23 protein-coding genes are annotated in these 15,427 nt (G+C 59.4%); 12 read left to right on the top strand and 11 right to left on the bottom strand.

Features of this window, described 5'->3' with window-relative positions; translation table 11 throughout:
* Positions 1-279 precede the first annotated feature (279 nt).
* Complete coding sequence (locus SynA1528_RS08500) at positions 280-1,098, top strand: ion transporter (RefSeq protein ID WP_286187790.1); 819 nt, start codon at positions 280-282, stop codon at positions 1,096-1,098.
* Between the two features lie 139 nt (positions 1,099-1,237).
* On the opposite strand, the gene SynA1528_RS08495 is transcribed toward SynA1528_RS08500, so the two are convergent.
* Positions 1,238-1,486, bottom strand: a complete 249-nt coding sequence (locus SynA1528_RS08495) for a DUF1651 domain-containing protein (RefSeq protein ID WP_186586387.1) — start codon at positions 1,484-1,486, stop codon at positions 1,238-1,240.
* 340 nt (positions 1,487-1,826) lie between these two features.
* Between SynA1528_RS08495 and SynA1528_RS08490 the strand changes: the two genes are divergently transcribed.
* A complete protein-coding gene (locus SynA1528_RS08490; protein WP_186586386.1) occupies positions 1,827-2,303 on the top strand; it encodes a hypothetical protein in 477 nt (158 codons plus the stop codon).
* Positions 2,300-3,010, top strand: a complete 711-nt coding sequence (locus SynA1528_RS08485) for a DUF4079 domain-containing protein (protein WP_186586385.1) — start codon at positions 2,300-2,302, stop codon at positions 3,008-3,010. Before SynA1528_RS08490 ends, SynA1528_RS08485 begins: the two co-directional genes overlap by 4 nt.
* On the opposite strand, the gene SynA1528_RS08480 is transcribed toward SynA1528_RS08485, so the two are convergent.
* Both SynA1528_RS08480 and SynA1528_RS08475 read right to left on the bottom strand, forming a co-directional pair.
* Positions 2,995-3,285, bottom strand: a complete 291-nt coding sequence (locus SynA1528_RS08480; RefSeq protein WP_222930180.1) for a gamma-glutamylcyclotransferase family protein — start codon at positions 3,283-3,285, stop codon at positions 2,995-2,997. The two genes, SynA1528_RS08485 and SynA1528_RS08480, sit on opposite strands and share 16 nt — an antisense overlap.
* A gap of 13 nt (positions 3,286-3,298) precedes the next feature.
* Positions 3,299-3,544 (bottom strand): NifU family protein, encoded by a 246-nt coding sequence (locus tag SynA1528_RS08475; RefSeq protein WP_186586384.1) that lies wholly within the window; start codon positions 3,542-3,544, stop codon positions 3,299-3,301.
* A gap of 79 nt (positions 3,545-3,623) precedes the next feature.
* On the opposite strand from SynA1528_RS08475, the gene SynA1528_RS08470 reads away from it, so the two are divergent.
* Positions 3,624-5,132, top strand: coding sequence for a malate:quinone oxidoreductase (locus tag SynA1528_RS08470; protein WP_186586383.1), 1,509 nt, complete (start codon positions 3,624-3,626; stop codon positions 5,130-5,132).
* Positions 5,133-5,135: 3 nt separating this feature from the next.
* Here the strand turns inward: SynA1528_RS08470 and SynA1528_RS08465 are convergent, their stop codons facing one another.
* The gene (locus SynA1528_RS08465) at positions 5,136-5,462 is read right to left on the bottom strand and encodes a DMT family transporter (protein ID WP_186586382.1); all 327 of its coding nucleotides are present in this window, start codon (positions 5,460-5,462) and stop codon (positions 5,136-5,138) included.
* An 83-nt stretch (positions 5,463-5,545) separates the two neighbouring features.
* Here SynA1528_RS08465 and lepA point away from each other — a divergent pair, with 83 nt between their 5' ends.
* Both lepA and SynA1528_RS08455 read left to right on the top strand, forming a co-directional pair.
* Positions 5,546-7,366, top strand: a complete 1,821-nt coding sequence (gene lepA, locus SynA1528_RS08460) for a translation elongation factor 4 (RefSeq protein WP_186586381.1) — start codon at positions 5,546-5,548, stop codon at positions 7,364-7,366.
* Positions 7,350-7,580 carry a hypothetical protein gene (locus SynA1528_RS08455; RefSeq protein ID WP_186586380.1) on the top strand — a complete coding sequence of 77 codons (231 nt, stop codon included), beginning with the start codon at positions 7,350-7,352 and terminating at the stop codon, positions 7,578-7,580. Before lepA ends, SynA1528_RS08455 begins: the two co-directional genes overlap by 17 nt.
* Before the next feature lie 48 nt (positions 7,581-7,628).
* Here the strand turns inward: SynA1528_RS08455 and SynA1528_RS08450 are convergent, their stop codons facing one another.
* Positions 7,629-8,255 (bottom strand): hypothetical protein, encoded by a 627-nt coding sequence (locus SynA1528_RS08450; protein WP_186586379.1) that lies wholly within the window; start codon positions 8,253-8,255, stop codon positions 7,629-7,631.
* Between the two features lie 3 nt (positions 8,256-8,258).
* Positions 8,259-8,627, bottom strand: coding sequence for a type II secretion system protein (locus tag SynA1528_RS13285; RefSeq protein WP_286187789.1), 369 nt, complete (start codon positions 8,625-8,627; stop codon positions 8,259-8,261).
* A 324-nt stretch (positions 8,628-8,951) separates the two neighbouring features.
* Here SynA1528_RS13285 and SynA1528_RS08440 point away from each other — a divergent pair, with 324 nt between their 5' ends.
* Genes SynA1528_RS08440 through SynA1528_RS08425 form a run of 4 tightly spaced genes read left to right on the top strand, consistent with a single transcriptional unit; the run spans position 8,952 to position 10,693 of the window.
* The gene (locus SynA1528_RS08440; protein WP_186586378.1) at positions 8,952-9,263 is read left to right on the top strand and encodes a hypothetical protein; all 312 of its coding nucleotides are present in this window, start codon (positions 8,952-8,954) and stop codon (positions 9,261-9,263) included.
* Positions 9,260-9,640, top strand: a complete 381-nt coding sequence (locus SynA1528_RS08435) for a hypothetical protein (RefSeq protein WP_186586377.1) — start codon at positions 9,260-9,262, stop codon at positions 9,638-9,640. Before SynA1528_RS08440 ends, SynA1528_RS08435 begins: the two co-directional genes overlap by 4 nt.
* Entirely contained in the window at positions 9,640-10,155 is a 516-nt protein-coding gene (locus SynA1528_RS08430) for a prepilin-type N-terminal cleavage/methylation domain-containing protein (protein ID WP_186586376.1), read from the top strand. Before SynA1528_RS08435 ends, SynA1528_RS08430 begins: the two co-directional genes overlap by 1 nt.
* Positions 10,145-10,693, top strand: a complete 549-nt coding sequence (locus SynA1528_RS08425) for a prepilin-type N-terminal cleavage/methylation domain-containing protein (RefSeq protein WP_186586375.1) — start codon at positions 10,145-10,147, stop codon at positions 10,691-10,693. The genes SynA1528_RS08430 and SynA1528_RS08425 overlap by 11 nt, the downstream gene beginning before the upstream one ends.
* A 1-nt stretch (position 10,694) precedes the next feature.
* Here the strand turns inward: SynA1528_RS08425 and SynA1528_RS08420 are convergent, their stop codons facing one another.
* Positions 10,695-11,030 carry a hypothetical protein gene (locus SynA1528_RS08420; RefSeq protein ID WP_286187788.1) on the bottom strand — a complete coding sequence of 112 codons (336 nt, stop codon included), beginning with the start codon at positions 11,028-11,030 and terminating at the stop codon, positions 10,695-10,697.
* Complete coding sequence (locus SynA1528_RS08415; RefSeq protein WP_186586374.1) at positions 11,012-12,451, bottom strand: HAMP domain-containing sensor histidine kinase; 1,440 nt, start codon at positions 12,449-12,451, stop codon at positions 11,012-11,014. The genes SynA1528_RS08420 and SynA1528_RS08415 overlap by 19 nt, the downstream gene beginning before the upstream one ends.
* A 28-nt stretch (positions 12,452-12,479) precedes the next feature.
* Between SynA1528_RS08415 and SynA1528_RS08410 the strand changes: the two genes are divergently transcribed.
* Both SynA1528_RS08410 and SynA1528_RS08405 read left to right on the top strand, forming a co-directional pair.
* On the top strand, positions 12,480-13,352 hold the full coding sequence (locus SynA1528_RS08410) for an ABC transporter permease (protein ID WP_286187951.1): 873 nt from the start codon (positions 12,480-12,482) through the stop codon (positions 13,350-13,352).
* A 20-nt stretch (positions 13,353-13,372) separates the two neighbouring features.
* Positions 13,373-13,588, top strand: a complete 216-nt coding sequence (locus tag SynA1528_RS08405; RefSeq protein WP_186586373.1) for a hypothetical protein — start codon at positions 13,373-13,375, stop codon at positions 13,586-13,588.
* A gap of 4 nt (positions 13,589-13,592) precedes the next feature.
* On the opposite strand, the gene SynA1528_RS08400 is transcribed toward SynA1528_RS08405, so the two are convergent.
* From SynA1528_RS08400 to SynA1528_RS08390, 3 genes are read right to left on the bottom strand one after another with little or no spacing between them, the layout of a single operon-like run.
* Positions 13,593-13,817, bottom strand: a complete 225-nt coding sequence (locus SynA1528_RS08400) for a hypothetical protein (RefSeq protein ID WP_186588538.1) — start codon at positions 13,815-13,817, stop codon at positions 13,593-13,595.
* 14 nt (positions 13,818-13,831) lie between these two features.
* Entirely contained in the window at positions 13,832-14,521 is a 690-nt protein-coding gene (gene trmH / locus SynA1528_RS08395) for a tRNA (guanosine(18)-2'-O)-methyltransferase TrmH (protein WP_186586372.1), read from the bottom strand.
* 15 nt (positions 14,522-14,536) lie between these two features.
* The gene (locus SynA1528_RS08390; RefSeq protein ID WP_186586371.1) at positions 14,537-15,406 is read right to left on the bottom strand and encodes an FKBP-type peptidyl-prolyl cis-trans isomerase; all 870 of its coding nucleotides are present in this window, start codon (positions 15,404-15,406) and stop codon (positions 14,537-14,539) included.
* Positions 15,407-15,427 lie beyond the last annotated feature (21 nt).

Below are 15,427 nucleotides of genomic sequence, written 5' to 3'. Positions count from 1 at the left end.
CAATCAGTACCTGCTAACAATCAATTAAAATTTCTGAGAGGTCATTACGTATTTGACTGCACCTCACTTGCCCAGGTCAGCAACGTGTAGCAGTGTTGGTCGCTGACATAGGAGAAGAGCTGCCAGGTCATACAGACGCATGAGGTCCTGGCTTACTTCAGACCATCCACAAGGTCCCATATCTCTTCCGTTTAGATCGAACTTGCGTCCAGCACGCCTGTTCTGCATCTGCTTCAGGTGTTTGGGTCAAGGGGGGGGGATCTGGCGAAAAGGATGCTAGTGGCGCCGAACGATGAGTTACAGCAAGATAAGGACTGGCAAAGTCCAGTTGTCGTGCACACTCTCCGAGAAAAACTCTTCCACTCGTTGAACTCTACGGACGAGCAAGGAAGGGCGACTAATGCCGTCAAGGCAATAGGTCTGATGATCGTCTTGTCCATTGGAGTGGCGATCATCGCTACAGAACCTGTTATTCGATCATCACTGGGAGATTTACTCGTAAAAGCTGATGTCGCGTTATCAATAATCTTCCTGATCGAATATGTAGCGCGACTCTGGGTCGCTCCACTTAGGGACGGAGCAAGAAGAGGCATTCAAGGTGCTTTGGACTACGCCATTACGCCTTTGGCAATCCTGGATCTAATTGCAATCGCACCAACCATCTTTGGTCTCATCTCCCCTGAACTGTATTTGCTCAGGATTATTAGACTGACGCGGATCGGAAGAGTTGGTCGTTCAAAGCGTTTTCGGAAAAGCATCAAGTATTTCAACCAAGCGCTGACTGCCAAAAAAGAAGAACTTCAAATTTCCGCCATTTATTCAGGAGTTGTTATTTTTATTAGTAGTGTATTAATGTTTTTAGTGGAAGGGCGTGTACAAGAAGAACAGTTTGGATCAATACCAAGATGCCTGTGGTGGTCTGTAGTTACAGTGACGACAGTTGGATATGGGGACACCTATCCCATAACAGCACTGGGGAAACTTGTGGCAGCATTGACTGCCATATGCGGGATCGCTGTGATTGCAATCCCAATCGGCATTATCTCGGCAGGTTTCACTGAGTTTCTGGGATCGGAGATTTCTAGAGAAGATCCTTGAATGCCGTTAAAGCATTAAAAAACTCTTCTGCAATTTTTTTTTATTTGAGCCATACAAGGGATCTCAAAGAATAATAAAAATTTCTGAGGGGTCATTACGTACATACGAGGACTTCATTGACCCCGTACCCCCTTCCGCTTTACGGCTCAGCAGAGGCTCCCCAACAAGGGTCCACCTGCTGCCAGCCAACGCGATGTAACTCCTTCCAGAGCTGCTCTGCAGCGTCCCTACGCAGGTGCACGCGTGTCTTGAGGAGTGGTGGTTCTCCCGGTATCGGTATCCCAGTGTCGACAAAGACCTTGGGGTCTCTGATCCAGCTCCTCTCGTCTCTATGGAACCGCTTGGTTTCTTTGGTCGCCGGATCTTGAATGAAGCCCTCTGACCCCATAGCCTGATATCAGTACATACGTACTAATATATGTCTGGTGGCTGGGTCTGCTCAAGCTTTCAGCAGCATCTGCTCAAACAACGCCTGAAAACAGCTGGCGCGACTGGTCCTCAGGACTATGGAGTCCAAATTCTGTGACTAAAGGTGTGACTAAAGCTCTCAACGCTATTCTCTAAAAGCCGTTGTGCTGCAGTTGATCTAGGCTTGTCAGAATGGTAGTGCGTCCTAGTTGAAGTAGGTCTTGTTCAGCAGGGCTGGACAAAAGTTTCGAAATGCCATCTGGCCGATGCTGCTGATCGTGCTGAAACTTAGGGAGTGATCTCTCCTCCAGGGTCTTGCGATGTCTCAGCCGGCGCAGCCCCATCACCCGCTTCTGCGTGGTGCCCTCTGGATGAATGGGCCGGCTCCGCTGCGTCATGCCCTTGGCCCCTACCCGGGAGCCTTGATTTCACTCAACCTCCTGGCGGCCCTGTTCAGCCACGCGCATTCAGATGCGTCGATGCGCATCCTTCACGGTTACAGCTCCATCGGCTTGATACCCGGTCTTTTGACCTGTGGCCTGGCCGTCCGATTGGTACTGCGGGATCGCCGCTTCGTTCGGCTTGGTGTGGCTGTGATCTGGTTCCTGATCAACAGCTTTTTGCTGGGGGTGAACACCTGGATCGCGTTCCAGGGAATGGGGATTCCCAATGGCAATCTTTTTCATCTCGCCCTGGCCGCGGCCATTGCCATCAATTTGCGACTGGCCTGGCGCATCAAGCAACGTCCTGTGTCTTTTGAAAAGGTCTCAGGCAGAGACCTGTGGACATCCCCATGACCACCGTCGACTGGCTCTGGATCCTGCATCCGGTTCTGGCTGTGGTGCTGGTGTACCCCCTGCTCGGTGTGGTGGTGCGACTGGCCTGGCAGACACGGCAGCGAAGGGTGGCCTCGGTGAAGCACCCGGTCACAGTGGGAAGCGATCACAGCGATCTCGGCCGTTGGCTTGCGGCGGCTGTCGTGGTGATCGTGCTGGTGGCCCTCACCGTGGTGATCGCCACCAAAACCACCCCATCCGAATTCGCTGGTGGGGTCTGGCGGGCAGCGCAACTGCTGATGGTGCTGGCAGGCACCGTGGCCAGCCTGGTGGCCTTGCTCCGCTGCAAGACCGCATCCCTGCGCCTCGCCTTCAGCCTGATCACCTGGACCGGCGTGCTCAGCCTCGGCGCCCAGCCCGAAGTCTGGCGACTGTCGGACAACCCCCTATCAGGCGACTTCTGGCAGTCCCACTACTGGGCGGGGGTTGCTGTGACGGGCTTGATGTTGGCGTCCCTGGCGGCACGGCAGGAGATCCTGCGGGATCTTCGCTTCAGGCGCCTGCACATCAGTGCCTCGGTTCTGGCTGCGCTGTTGTTCCTGGCTCAGGCCATCACCGGTAGCCGTGACCTGCTGGAGATTCCGCTCAGCTGGCAGAAGCCGGCTGTGTATTCCTGCGATTTCTCCGCCAGGAGTTGCCCGTCTGCCTCAGTTCAGGACGCCTCGTAAACCCAGACGTCTCTGCCGTCGAGGAGCGTCCGGCGGCGACGGCTGTACACCCTGGGCACGTCTTCCCATGCATCCAGCGCAGGCCAGAGGGCATCTGGAACTTTGTAGATCTCCCCACGAACCTGCTGCGAGCCGGCCGGCAGCATTGGATAACCGTCGTGCACGGTCAGCTCCACCTGATTCAAGACACCCTCAACTTCAGCGACGGTCTTCTGCAGCAGGTGATGGGCGCTGGCGCCGGCCTTGAGGCTGCCGTAGACGAACAGGCGCTCCACCGAAGGCCCCGGTTCAGAGAACCTGAACCACTTCGCTCACCTCGGGGATGGATTCGCGCATCTTGCGCTCGATGCCCATCTTGAGAGTCATGGTGCTACTGGGGCAGCTGCCGCAGGCCCCCTGCAGTCTCACCTTCACGATCGGACCGTCCAGTTCCACCACTTCAACGTTGCCGCCGTCGGCTATCAGGAACGGACGCAGCTCATCGAGCACCTTCTCCACGTTTTCCAACGTCAGGGCCATGGTTTCGGTGCTCATCGGACGCAGACAGGGATCAGCCCTCTAAGCCTACGGAGCGGCCCCATAGGGTGACGAGAGCGGTTATCACCCTTTCTCGGTGCAGCAGGACGGCTCCTTCAGTGCAGACGCTCGCTTCGATGCCGTGCTGGTGGGCGCCGGCATCATGAGCGCCACCCTGGCGGCCCTGCTGCATGAGCTGGATCCAGGGCTCCGGCTGCTGCTGGTGGAGCGTCTGGAGGGCCCTGCCCGGGAGAGCACTGCTGCGGTCAACAACGCCGGCACCGGCCACGCCGCCAACTGCGAGCTGAACTACACCCCGATGCAGGCCGACGGCACCGTGGCCACGGCCAAGGCGGTGGCCATCAACGCCGGTTTCGAGCGCAGCCTCGAGTTCTGGGGTTCCCTGCGGGAACGCGGTCAGCTGGACCCGGGGGCGTTCCTGCATCAGGCCGACCACATCAGCGCGGTGTGGACGCCGGAGAACATCGCTTTTCTGCGTCAGCGTTTTGAGCAGCTGAGTCAGATTCCGGCCTTCGCTTCAATGCGCTGGAGCGAGGAGCGAACGGAACTCACCGAGTGGATGCCGCTGGTGATGGCCGGGAGGGATCTGAAGCAGCCGGTGGCGGCCACCCGGATCGAGCGCGGCACGGATGTGGATTTCGGTGCTCTCACCCGCGCTTATCTCGATCCGCTGCAGCACAGCGGTGCCCTCAGCGTGGAGTACGGCACCCAGGTGCGTGATCTCAAGCGCCTGCGCCGAGGTGACATGACCGAGGCCGACTGGCGGGTGATCCTGCAGGACCCCTCCGGCAAGCGGGAGGTGCGGGCGCCGTTTGTGTTCCTCGGGGCTGGTGGGGGAGCCCTGCCGCTGCTGCAACGCTCCGGTATTCCGGAGGCGGATGATTTCGCCGGATTCCCCGTCAGCGGTCTCTGGCTGGTCTGCGGTGACGCCCAGCTGGCGGACAAACAACGGGCCAAGGTTTACGGCAAGGCCGCGGTCGGGGCGCCTCCGATGTCGGTGCCTCACCTCGACACCCGCTGGATCGATGGCAAGCGATCGCTGCTGTTCGGTCCTTTCGCCGGCTTCAGCAGCAAATTCCTCAAGCAGGGGTCGCTGCTGGATCTGCCGGCCTCGGTGCGGCCCACCAACCTGCTGCCGATGCTGCAGGTGGGGGCCACCAATGTGGACCTGGTGAAATACCTGATCAACCAGCTGCGCCAGAGCCCGGAGCAACGCCATGACGCGCTGCAGGAGTTCATGCCCACGGCTCGCACGGAGGACTGGAGCCTGTCGGTGGCCGGCCAGCGGGTGCAGATCATCAAGCGCAGCAAAGAGGGGGGGCGGCTGCAGCTGGGCACCGAGGTGGTGGCCTCCAGCGACGGTTCACTGGCCGCACTCCTCGGGGCCTCGCCCGGTGCCAGTACGTCGGTGACGATCATGCTGGAGGTTCTGCAGCGTTGTTTCAAGGAGCGGCTGGCGAGTGCCCCCTGGCAGGAGCGTCTGCAGGCTCTGCTGCCGAGCATCGGCGGCGACCCGACCCAGGATCCAGAACTGCTGATAGCGATGCGTCAACGCAGCGATGCCCTGCTGGGACTGACGGGCTGAGGACTACTTGGCCAGATTCACCAGCACCACACCGGCGGTGATCAGGCCGATGCCGATCAGCTGCGCGGGCTGCAGCATCTGGCTGTATGCGAAGCGACCCACCAGCACGATCACCACGGTGCCGATGCCACTCCACAGGGCATAGGTGATTCCCAGGGGAATGCTCAGCACCACCTTGGAGAGCAGGACCATCGCAAGGGCGTAGGCGCTGAACACCAGCAGGGTGGGCAGGGGCCTGGTCATGCCCTCCGATAACCGCAGGCAGGAGGTGCCGATCACCTCAGCGCTGATGGCCAGCAACAGCAGGGTCCAGGGATTGCTCAGAGACATCGCTGCTTCATCGCCACTGCTGACCCCTCCTTAGGATTGGGAGAACGAAGAACCATGGACCCGAGACGGGATTCCGCTGCTGCATGACCGACGCCCCCGTCTCACGGATCCGCAACTTCTGCATCATTGCCCACATCGACCACGGCAAGTCGACCCTGGCTGACCGCCTGCTGCAGGACACCGGCACCGTGGCCAACCGGGACATGCAGGACCAGTTCCTCGACAACATGGATCTGGAGCGGGAGCGGGGGATCACGATCAAGCTTCAGGCCGCTCGGATGAACTTCCAGGCGGCCGATGGTGAGGAGTACGTCCTCAACTTGATCGACACCCCTGGCCACGTGGACTTCTCCTATGAGGTGAGCCGCAGCCTGCAGGCCTGTGAAGGGGCGCTGCTGGTGGTGGATGCCAGCCAGGGGGTGGAAGCGCAGACCCTGGCCAACGTGTACTTGGCCCTGGACAACGATCTCGAGATCATCCCGGTGCTCAATAAGATCGATCTCCCCGGTGCGGATCCCGATCGGATCAAGGAAGAGGTGGAGGCGATCATCGGCCTCGATTGCGACAACGCCATCCCCTGCTCGGCCAAGACCGGCCTGGGGGTGCCCGAGATCCTGCAGGCGGTGGTGGACCGGGTGCCGCCGCCGAAGGATGCGGTGGAGGAACCCACCAAGGCGCTGATCTTCGACTCCTATTACGACCCCTACCGGGGCGTGATCGTTTATTTCCGGGTGATGAGCGGCCGCATCAGCTGCAAGGACAAGGTGCTGCTGATGGCGAGCAAGAAGACCTATGAGCTCGACGAGATCGGGATCATGGCGCCGGATCAGAAGAAAGTGGACGAGCTCCACGCCGGTGAGGTGGGCTACCTGGCGGCGTCGATCAAGGCGGTGGCAGATGCCCGTGTGGGCGACACGATCACCCTGCTGAACGCACCGGCGGAGGAGCCGTTGCCCGGATACACCGAGGCCAAGCCGATGGTGTTCTGCGGCCTGTTCCCCACCGAAGCCGACCAGTACCCCGATCTGCGCGATGCGCTCGACAAGCTGCAGCTCTCGGATGCGGCGCTGAAGTACGAGCCGGAAACCAGCAGCGCCATGGGCTTCGGCTTCCGCTGCGGCTTCCTTGGCCTGCTGCACATGGAGATCGTGCAGGAGCGGCTGGAGCGTGAGTACGACCTGGATCTGATCGTCACCGCGCCGTCGGTGATTTACAAGGTGAATATGGTCGATGGCAGTGAGGAGATGGTGGATAACCCCGCCACCCTTCCCGATCCGCAGAAGCGTGAGTCGATCGAAGAGCCCTACGTGAAGATGGAGATTTATGCGCCGAATGAGTACAACGGTGCCCTGATGGGCCTCTGTCAGGAACGGCGCGGGGAGTACATCGACATGAAATACATCACCACCGATCGGGTGACGTTGATCTACGAGTTACCGCTGGCGGAGGTGGTGACCGATTTCTTCGATCAGATGAAGACGCGCACCCAAGGCTACGCCTCGATGGAATACAGCCTGATCGGCTACCGCAAGAACCAGCTGGTACGCCTCGATGTGTTGATCAACGGCGATCGGGCTGATGCCCTCACCACGATTGTTCATCAAGACAAGGCCTACAACGTGGGTAAGGCCCTGGTGGAGAAACTGAAGGAGCTGATCCCCCGCCAGCAGTTCAAGATCCCCATTCAGGCTTCGATTGGTAGCCGAATCATTGCCTCCACCAGCATTAGTGCCATCCGTAAGGATGTGCTCGCCAAGTGTTATGGCGGCGATATATCACGGAAGAAGAAACTGCTGAAGAAACAGGCCAAGGGCAAGAAGCGAATGAAGGCGATGGGCAAGGTAGATGTACCGCAGGAGGCCTTCATGGCTGTGTTGAAGCTGAATGATGGTGGATCAGCTTAATGAGCTTCTGGCCTTTGATTTATCGTTGTCTAGGTTCATTGCAAGACCAGTGAATTCTCAGGGTGTTTTCGTTGATTTTAGTCTCTCATTTTGGGTATTTATCGTGAAAGCCCTCTTTGCCTCGTTTTTTGATCTCGGCGACAATCGTCTCTTGTTTCCGTTTAATCAACAAGAAAGCTGCCCGATGATGAGCAGCCATCTTTTAGCTTTGTGAATGAATGAGGTGCCCTGCTCAAGAAAGATCGCAATCAGAGCATCTCCTTTAATAGTCTTTGTGGTTACCCCAGCCGTTGTGGTTGTTGATGTCATAAAGCCAGCTGTCAGGATTGCTGGCTTTGTATGTTTGTTTCGACCAGGCGACATCAGGAATGCAAGCCCCATAGTCCTCGCCATAGATGGCTGCTTGGGCATCGTTGTAGCCATTCACTCCCCAGGTGTCATAAGTCGGGCATTGGTGGCCCGTGAATTTTGTAGGCGTGGGGAAGTTGAAGACGCGAGCATTGTCCGCGTAACCGCCACCGCCGTTACCGGGGTTGGAGCAATCGTAGCCACCGCTATTGCCATGGCCATTGTTGCCGTCGTTGTCATCGCACTGTTGGAGCCTAAAGCTGCGGGTCACAGTTTGAACGTAAGGAGTTCCTGTACCTTCGGTGCAAGTGATGGAATACGCACCGTTGCTTAGTGGATCAGGTGCATCGCAAAGAGAAGGTGTAACTGTAAGTGAGGTTGCTCCTTCATTTTGGGCTGCGAAAGTGACAGCGGCAGCCTCAGCAATGCCGAAGTTTTCTGCACGCTTTTGAGCAATAAACGGTTGAATGCTCATGTTAGCGATCTTGGGGGCGGCAATCCCCATGATCGTCATACCAGTAATCACTGAAACGATATTCATAAATCAGTCCTCAACAGGTCCAGGAATGCCGTCAGTCAGGGTGACTTTGTAAGTGGTGCCAGTGGGACTGGTAGAAACCACATCTGCACAATCTTTCCCAATAGTAACAGCTATGTATTGAGACCCATTAGGAATGGTGCCACCAGCAAGGGTGTAAATGGAACACTCTTTAGCAGCTGCAATTGCCTCCTGCTTGGCAACAGAATCTTTGGCTCGGTCTTGTGCCGCGTTTAGTTGAGGTAAAGCAACAGCAGACAGGATGCCCACGATTACAATCACGACCATCAGTTCCACCAGGGTGAAACCTTTTTGGAGTGCGTTCTTGGCTTTCTTGTTATTGAGGAGTGCGGTTTGCAGGAATTTGTTAGTCATCAATCGGAATTGATCTCGACATATTCACTATCCACTGATCTTGAAGGCCTTGTCTGAGTCGCGGCTTTTATTGAGATGAGTTCTTTCTGAGGCTGGGTCTCATTGTTCTTTCAGTTGCAGGTCCTTGGTTTTCGATGCATTCAATTAAATGTCTTGCGCACTTTTTAATGTGATCAACAACAGCGTCAGCGGGGAACCCTTCTTTCAGCCCACCATTTGCTGATGTTGATTCATCCTGTTGCCAGCAGGGGCTTTGCTCTGCCCCTGGCGCTAACCACTTCGGCCCTGCTGCTGCTGAGCAGTTTGTCGTTGTAGACCCTCGCCTTGCACGCGCGCCAGCGCAGCAGCCAGGCGCTGGTCACCGCCCAGACCCGCGATGCCGAGCGTTCGGTGGCGATGGCCTTCAAACAGCACGCTGCCGGTGCCCATGCCTGCCTGCTGGCCTTGCCCTCCTCCGAGTGGGACCTCCCGGCGGGCTGCCCTGGGGCGAACCCTGCAGCGCTTCAATCCGGCCGAGTCGCCGATCGCGACTGGCAACTGCTGGATTGGCAACCCCAGGGCGCGTTGGCCGGAACCTTGCGACTGCAATGGAGCGATGGCCGCCAGAGCCGGCTGGATCTGGAGCTGCTGCCATGACGCTCACGGAAGTGCTCGTCTCCGCAGTGATCCTGGGGATCAGCACCCAGGTGGGTTTGCAGGGGTGGACCCGCACAGCCCAGGCTGCCGCCGCCGCTGATCAGCTGGATCAGCAGCTCACTCAATTGGAGCAACGGCTCCTGATCACGCGGCGAGTGCTGGCAAAAGCCCCAGTGGTGCATCCCCATTGCCGCTTTGACGGCGATGCCGTGGATGCCGCGCTCAGTGCCATACCCATGGCTCCCGCCATCACAGAAACGGTCGAAGACGATCGGTCCACCGATGGCCTCTGGCTCACCGTGGCCCATGGTCCGGTGCAACGCCGCCAGTTGTTGACTCCCGCTGGGTTGGGTCATTGCCGCGCAGAGGTGCCCTGATGGATCGCGATCCATGCGCTGGTTTCAGCCTGATCGAACTGCTCCTCGCGGTGGTGATGCTGGGGATCCTGGCGTCGATCGCCATCGCCAGCCCGGCGGCGGTGAAACACAACCTTGACCTGGAAACTGGGTTGCGGCGCTTGCGCATCGGGGTGGATCGAGGCCAGATGGCCGCAGAACGCAATCAGCAGCCTTGCGCGTTGCATCTCACCCCTCAAGGCTGGCAACCCCCGGTGGCTGGGGATCTGCCGGCCTGCCGTGGAGGAAGCCTGGATCTGCAGGACCAAGGCGCCAGCCCGTTGATCCTGCGCAGCAACCTGCCTGATGTCGTGCGGTTCACCGCCAATGGTCTGGTGCTTGATAGCAGTCTGGTGGTGCTGAGCCACCCCCAGCGCAACCACGCTCTCTGTTTCGTGATCGGCTTGCCCCTCGGCATCACCCGCGGCGGCATCTACCGCGCAGACATCAACACTCCCCTCAGCAGTTCCCAATGCAGGCCCCGTGATGCGCGCTGATCGTTCCTCCGCTGGCTTCACCCTGGTGGAGTTGCTGTTGGCAGCGGCTCTGGGACTGCTGCTCTGCGGTGTGATGGGTCAGCTCCTGCTTGGCGAGCTGCGCCAGGGCGGCTCCCTGGCGCAGGCCATGCTGATGAAAGGGATGCAACGCCGAACCCTGGCGTTGGTGAAGGGTGACCTCCGCCAAGCTGCTTCCTGGCAGCTCGATCCGAACCCGCAACAACGTTGGGCCTGTGGACTGTCCGGCCGGCGACCGCTGCTCGCCATCCAACCAAGACATGGCTCAAACCCTGTGGTGTATTCCCTTGGGACGGCACCATCAGCGATCTGGCAGGGCCAGGTGTTGATGCGTTGCGGCCCTGCCTTTGATCTGAACGGTCGTGCCCGCCCGGGCGGTGCCTACCAAAACCGGGTGGTTCTTGATGGCGTGGAAGCCTTCAGAGTCCGTCAGCCCGATGGCTTGCCCCTGCTGGAATTCCATCTGGAGCAACGTCTTCCCGGCAAGGACCGTCGGGTCCGCAGCACCGGCGTTGGTTAGTTCACGACTCCTGTTCAGCAGCCTCAGGTTTGAGCAGGAAGAACGCCATAACACTGCCGTAGGCCACGGACAGCATCACGTGATCAAGCCAGCCGAATTCCACCCCCATGCCCATGGCGGTGATCCAGCTGTTCACCAGCACCAGCATCACGCCGAACACCCCGAGCACCAGCGAGACCAGTGGGTTCTGCCACTGCCGCCCCTGCCACAGGCTCCAGAGCAGAGGCAGCAGGGCCAACGTGGACACACCGTGCAAAACGCGCATCGACAGGTCGCTGTGCAGGTGCGGCGTGATCGCGGCCCACAGGTTGGCTGGGATCAGCAGAGAGCAGAACACCAGATACGCAATAATCGCGGCAACCTCACGGTGAAACAGCTGCCTTGATTCAGGTGGCTGCTGACCCCAATGGTGCCGCCCATTCCCTCCACCAGCAGCTTCACCACCGACAGTCCAAGCCCTGATCCGCTTTTCTCCGTGGCATTGCTGGCCCGTTGAAACCGCTCGAACACCCGTTCCAGCTCATCAGCGGGGATGCCGATGCCCTCATCGATCACGTCAATGCAGGCGAACTCTTGTTCAAGGCGCAGGGTCAGACGAATGGGACGGTCATTCGGGGAATATTTATCGGCGTTTTCGATCAGATCGAGCAGAACCTGGCGCAGCCTCGCCGGGTCGGACTGCACGATCACGGCGTCTGAATCGGTCAATTCCGGAAGATTGAGCTCCAGCCTGCGGCTCAGGGTGCTGCGGGCAAGTGTCACGACCTGGTCCAGTTGATCGATCAGCTGAAGGGGTTCATGGCTGATGCTCAGCCGTCCTGAATCGCTTCGGGAGAGATCGAGAAGATCATCGAGAAGCCGTCGCATGCGGATGCTCTCGTCCTCCGCTGTTTGCAGGCCTTTGAGTTGACCTGATGACAGGTTGTCGCTGCGGCGGATCGTGCGGTGCAAATAGCCCTGCACGATCGTGAGGGGCGTGCGCAATTCGTGGCTGACGGTGCTGACGAACTGACGCTGCAATTCCCATGACTGGGAGAGACGTTCCAGCAGGGCGTCATAGGTGCGACCCAGTTGGAGCACTTCGATGGGACCGTGCTTCAACGTCAGTCGGGCTGAGGCCAGGGTCTCGGCGGTGACGTCGTTCGTCGCGGCATTGAGTTGCTGGAGCGGTTGCACGATGCGACGCACAAGGGCGCTCACAGCAATCAGCGTGATGATCAGACAGCTCCCCCAGATGAGGATCATCAGCCCCAGGTAATGGCTCAGGGCCTGTTGGTTCGAGCTCACCTCATGGCTGATCCAGAGCCGGGCGCCGGAGGGGAATCGCTCCACCAGTTCACTCAGGTATTGGTTCTCTCCAAGACGCAACTGCTGCTGCAGCCCAACGGTTCGTTTCTGGTTGGCGGCCATGGCCGCTCGGATTGTCTGATCCGAGATCGACACATGATCGCTCTCGGGCAACAGCAGCGACCCATCGGGTTGCTCGATCCAGAGGCTTGTGCGCATTCTGGAATGCAGCAGCAGCTCCTGTCGAACACTTGCATCGTCCCCACCTCCCTTCCGCAGGCACTGCTGGATGGAATCAGCGCTGTCTCGGAGCTCCCGGAGGTCGTTTTGAATCAGGTTGCGCTGGCCGATCCAGAGCCCAGCTGACGATGCACCTGTGAAGCCGATGAACACGGCCAAATAGGTCGCCAACTGCAGTTGACCCTGCAGGCTGCCCAGCAGCGTCCGGCGCCAGGATCGGGAGGTTGCCATGGCCCATTCTCCCGCTGATGGGGGGATGATGCATCCGTTGCATGGAACCCCTTTCGTGATCCTCAGCCTCTCCACACGGATGGCCCGTTGGGGGCTCGTGATCGTGGGCATCTATGGCGTCATCGCCGTGTTCACGCCGATTCTTGTCGCCCTGGGCTGGTTGCCGGATGCCAACGCCGGCCTGGCGAATCCGATCTATGCGCCGCCCACCTTTGAGCATTGGTGCGGTACCGATCGCCTCGGCCGGGATGTTTGCATCCGCACCATGGCCGGCAGTGGGGTGGCCCTGCAGGTGGTGCTGTTGGCGGTTGGTGTTGCCCTGCTGGTGGGTGTTCCCCTGGGCATGGTGAGCGGCTACCTGGGGGGTGCCGTCGACCGGGTGCTGGTGCTGCTGATGGACACCCTGTACACGCTTCCAGTGCTGTTGCTGTCGGTGGTGCTGGCATTTCTGCTGGGCAAGGGCATCCCCAATGCCGCTGCCGCCCTGTGTGTCGTCTACGTACCGCAGTACTTCCGGGTGGTGCGCAACCAGACGGCTCAGGTGAAGAGTGAACTGTTTGTGGAAGCCGCCCGCACCCTCGGTGCAGGGCCGTTGTGGATCCTGCGCCGTTACCTCTTCCGCAACGTGATCACCTCGGTGCCGGTGCTGCTCACCCTCAACGCCGCCGATGCCGTTCTGGTGCTGGGGGGCCTGGGTTTCCTTGGTCTGGGGCTGCCGGAAACCGTGCCCGAGTGGGGCGGCGATCTGAACCTGGCTCTGGCGGCGGTGCCCACCGGTGTGTGGTGGACCGCTCTGTTTCCAGGGTTGGCCATGTTCATCCTGGTGCTGGGCCTGTCCTTCCTCGGGGAAGGCATCGAAGCCTGGGTCAGCGGCGCGGAGAACCAACCGACGTCAAACTGACGGCAACAGTTCCTCACGCCATGCCTTGGTGGACCAGCCTGCTGTTCCTGGCGATCTCCGTGATGCTGTGGATGTCAGGCCGCAACAATCCCGATGATGTGATCGGGCTGCTGGAGCGGTTGCTGGCAGCACTGCTGGTTCTGGTGGTGGTCTTGGTCAGCCAGAACCTTGTGCTGGAGAGCGTGGCACTGATCGCGGCCCTGCGTTTGCCCTTTGCCTCCGGTTCACGCCACTGATTCCTCAGCGGCTGGCGGGGGGCTTCACTTCACGGATGGAAATCCTGCAGGAGCTGGGGAACAGGGCATGGGCCGCCTCCACCGCCTGGCCCAGATCGACGGACTGCAGCATCTCCTCGCCCCATTCCTCGCCGCAGTGATACGTGACGGCGTAGTCGTGCATTGCTTTGTCGTCCATTCCTGACAATTCGCTGATTCGGTTATGGCTCAGCTGCGCCCCCATCGGCAAGGGGACCTGTGAAATCAGCAGCGCAACTTCACTGTTCGGGGCAGCTCTTCCAGCAGCTCTCCTTCATCATTGAGTTCGGGGTACGGACGCCCCTGCTCCCGGCACCAGGCGGCCACCTGGGGGTAGGACCACTCGAACAGTAGCTGTCTGTAATGGTCTGCTGACAACCCTTCCCCCCGCGTTGGAGCTGTTCCAGCCACCTGGCGCTGGCGCAAGGCCTCGAACAACAGGGTGGCCGTGGCGACCGAAACATTCAGGGACTGCACCATGCCCCGCATCGGGATGAACAGGGCCTCATCCATCAGGTCTCTGGCCTGATCGGTCAGGCCCCATTTCTCCGCCCCCAGCACAAATGCGGTTGGACCGGTGAAGTCACAGTCCCGGTAGTCCTTCGCTTCAACCCCGAGGTGGGTGCCGTAGATCCGAAATCCCCTGTTTTTGAGGCTGCAGATTGCGGTCTCGATGTCCGGATGGTCGTTCAGGGGCACCCATTTCTGACTGCCCTGGGCGGTGCTGTTGAAGGTGCGGGGACGTCCCTGCAGGCTGACGATGTGGGCCTCCAGGGCTCCCACCGCATCGCAGCTGCGCAGGATGGCGGAGAGGTTGTGGGGCTTCTCCACGTGCTCCAGCACCACGGTCAGATCTGCCATGCGATGGTTCAAAACGGATTTCAGCCGTTCAAACCGTCTGGGCAGAAGGGGCATATCCGAGGGGAGACGTCAGAGGAGCAGATTGGACCCCTTCAGCTTCTCAACCCCGGGCATAGCAACGGCAAAATCCGCCGACTCGTCGCCATCGATGTCGATCGAAAGGGTCTCCTTTTTGAACCGTACTTCGCCGGCCGTTCCGGTGAACTGCCGCTTTTTGATGTACTGCAGCTCCTCAGCAAGGGCTTGCAGATTGATCTTGTCCTTCTTGCCGAAATCAAGGATGTGATCGCGCCCATCCGCATCGGCCAGCGAATCCTCCACGCCTGAGTACAGGAAACGGTCCTTGCCTTTACCGCCGATCAGCACATCGGCGCCAAGGCCTCCATCGAGGGTGTCCTTGCCTTTGAGGCCGATAAGCAGATCAGCTTCTTCGCCTCCGTTCAGTTCATCGTTGAGGTTCAGCCCTGTTTTGGAGAACTGGACCGTTGCCAGGAGTTCATCGGTGAGACCGATCTTCTTGGGCTTGATCCCGATGTCCTTGAAATCGAGATAGATCGGAACGGCTTCGCCAGCTGGAAGCATCGCAAGCACCTCAACCGTGAAGATCAAGGAACTGTTCGGAGGAATGCTGTCGCCGATGGCTTGTTCGCCGTAGGCGAGCTCTGAGGGGATCTTGAGCTCCACAACCTCACCGAGCTTCTGACCGTTCAAGCCCTGATCCCAGCCCTGAATCACTTGCCCCGCGCCTAGTACGAATTCGAAGGGTCTGCGGCCAGCTTCGGCTTCGAAGCTGCTGAAGTCGAAGCTCGCGTCAAATTGCTCTCCGCTCAGCAGAGTCCCCTGGTAGTTCACGAGGAGTCGATCGCCGTCTGCAAGCTGGCGGCCCTTCGACTTGCGCAACACCGTCGTGGTGAGCTCTGTAATGGAGTCCTCAGGCATCAACGTTCTGACGTGTCGGCC

Origin of the sequence: Synechococcus sp. A15-28, assembly GCF_014280175.1 — a bacterium.
Taxonomy (GTDB): domain Bacteria; phylum Cyanobacteriota; class Cyanobacteriia; order PCC-6307; family Cyanobiaceae; genus Parasynechococcus.
The sequence above is the reverse complement of the archived record's forward strand: the minus strand, read 5'-3'. Positions and strand labels throughout refer to the sequence as shown.

What these genes read in the sequence shown, in the direction of transcription:
- SynA1528_RS08435 (WP_186586377.1), top strand. Translation starts at nt 9,260, where the DNA reads ATGACGCTCACGGAAGTGCTCGTCTCCGCAGTGATCCTGGGGATCAGC.
- SynA1528_RS08405 (WP_186586373.1), top strand. Translation starts at nt 13,373, where the DNA reads ATGCCTTGGTGGACCAGCCTGCTGTTCCTGGCGATCTCCGTGATGCTG.
- SynA1528_RS08410 (WP_286187951.1), top strand. Translation starts at nt 12,480, where the DNA reads ATGCATCCGTTGCATGGAACCCCTTTCGTGATCCTCAGCCTCTCCACA.
- SynA1528_RS08415 (WP_186586374.1), bottom strand. Translation starts at nt 12,451, where the DNA reads ATGGCAACCTCCCGATCCTGGCGCCGGACGCTGCTGGGCAGCCTGCAG.
- SynA1528_RS08450 (WP_186586379.1), bottom strand. Translation starts at nt 8,255, where the DNA reads ATGAATATCGTTTCAGTGATTACTGGTATGACGATCATGGGGATTGCC.
- SynA1528_RS08455 (WP_186586380.1), top strand. Translation starts at nt 7,350, where the DNA reads ATGGTGGATCAGCTTAATGAGCTTCTGGCCTTTGATTTATCGTTGTCT.
- SynA1528_RS08475 (WP_186586384.1), bottom strand. Translation starts at nt 3,544, where the DNA reads ATGAGCACCGAAACCATGGCCCTGACGTTGGAAAACGTGGAGAAGGTG.
- trmH (WP_186586372.1), bottom strand. Translation starts at nt 14,521, where the DNA reads ATGCCCCTTCTGCCCAGACGGTTTGAACGGCTGAAATCCGTTTTGAAC.
- SynA1528_RS08495 (WP_186586387.1), bottom strand. Translation starts at nt 1,486, where the DNA reads ATGGGGTCAGAGGGCTTCATTCAAGATCCGGCGACCAAAGAAACCAAG.
- SynA1528_RS13285 (WP_286187789.1), bottom strand. Translation starts at nt 8,627, where the DNA reads ATGACTAACAAATTCCTGCAAACCGCACTCCTCAATAACAAGAAAGCC.
- SynA1528_RS08490 (WP_186586386.1), top strand. Translation starts at nt 1,827, where the DNA reads ATGTCTCAGCCGGCGCAGCCCCATCACCCGCTTCTGCGTGGTGCCCTC.
- SynA1528_RS08465 (WP_186586382.1), bottom strand. Translation starts at nt 5,462, where the DNA reads ATGTCTCTGAGCAATCCCTGGACCCTGCTGTTGCTGGCCATCAGCGCT.
- SynA1528_RS08425 (WP_186586375.1), top strand. Translation starts at nt 10,145, where the DNA reads ATGCGCGCTGATCGTTCCTCCGCTGGCTTCACCCTGGTGGAGTTGCTG.
- SynA1528_RS08430 (WP_186586376.1), top strand. Translation starts at nt 9,640, where the DNA reads ATGGATCGCGATCCATGCGCTGGTTTCAGCCTGATCGAACTGCTCCTC.
- lepA (WP_186586381.1), top strand. Translation starts at nt 5,546, where the DNA reads ATGACCGACGCCCCCGTCTCACGGATCCGCAACTTCTGCATCATTGCC.
- SynA1528_RS08485 (WP_186586385.1), top strand. Translation starts at nt 2,300, where the DNA reads ATGACCACCGTCGACTGGCTCTGGATCCTGCATCCGGTTCTGGCTGTG.
- SynA1528_RS08390 (WP_186586371.1), bottom strand. Translation starts at nt 15,406, where the DNA reads ATGCCTGAGGACTCCATTACAGAGCTCACCACGACGGTGTTGCGCAAG.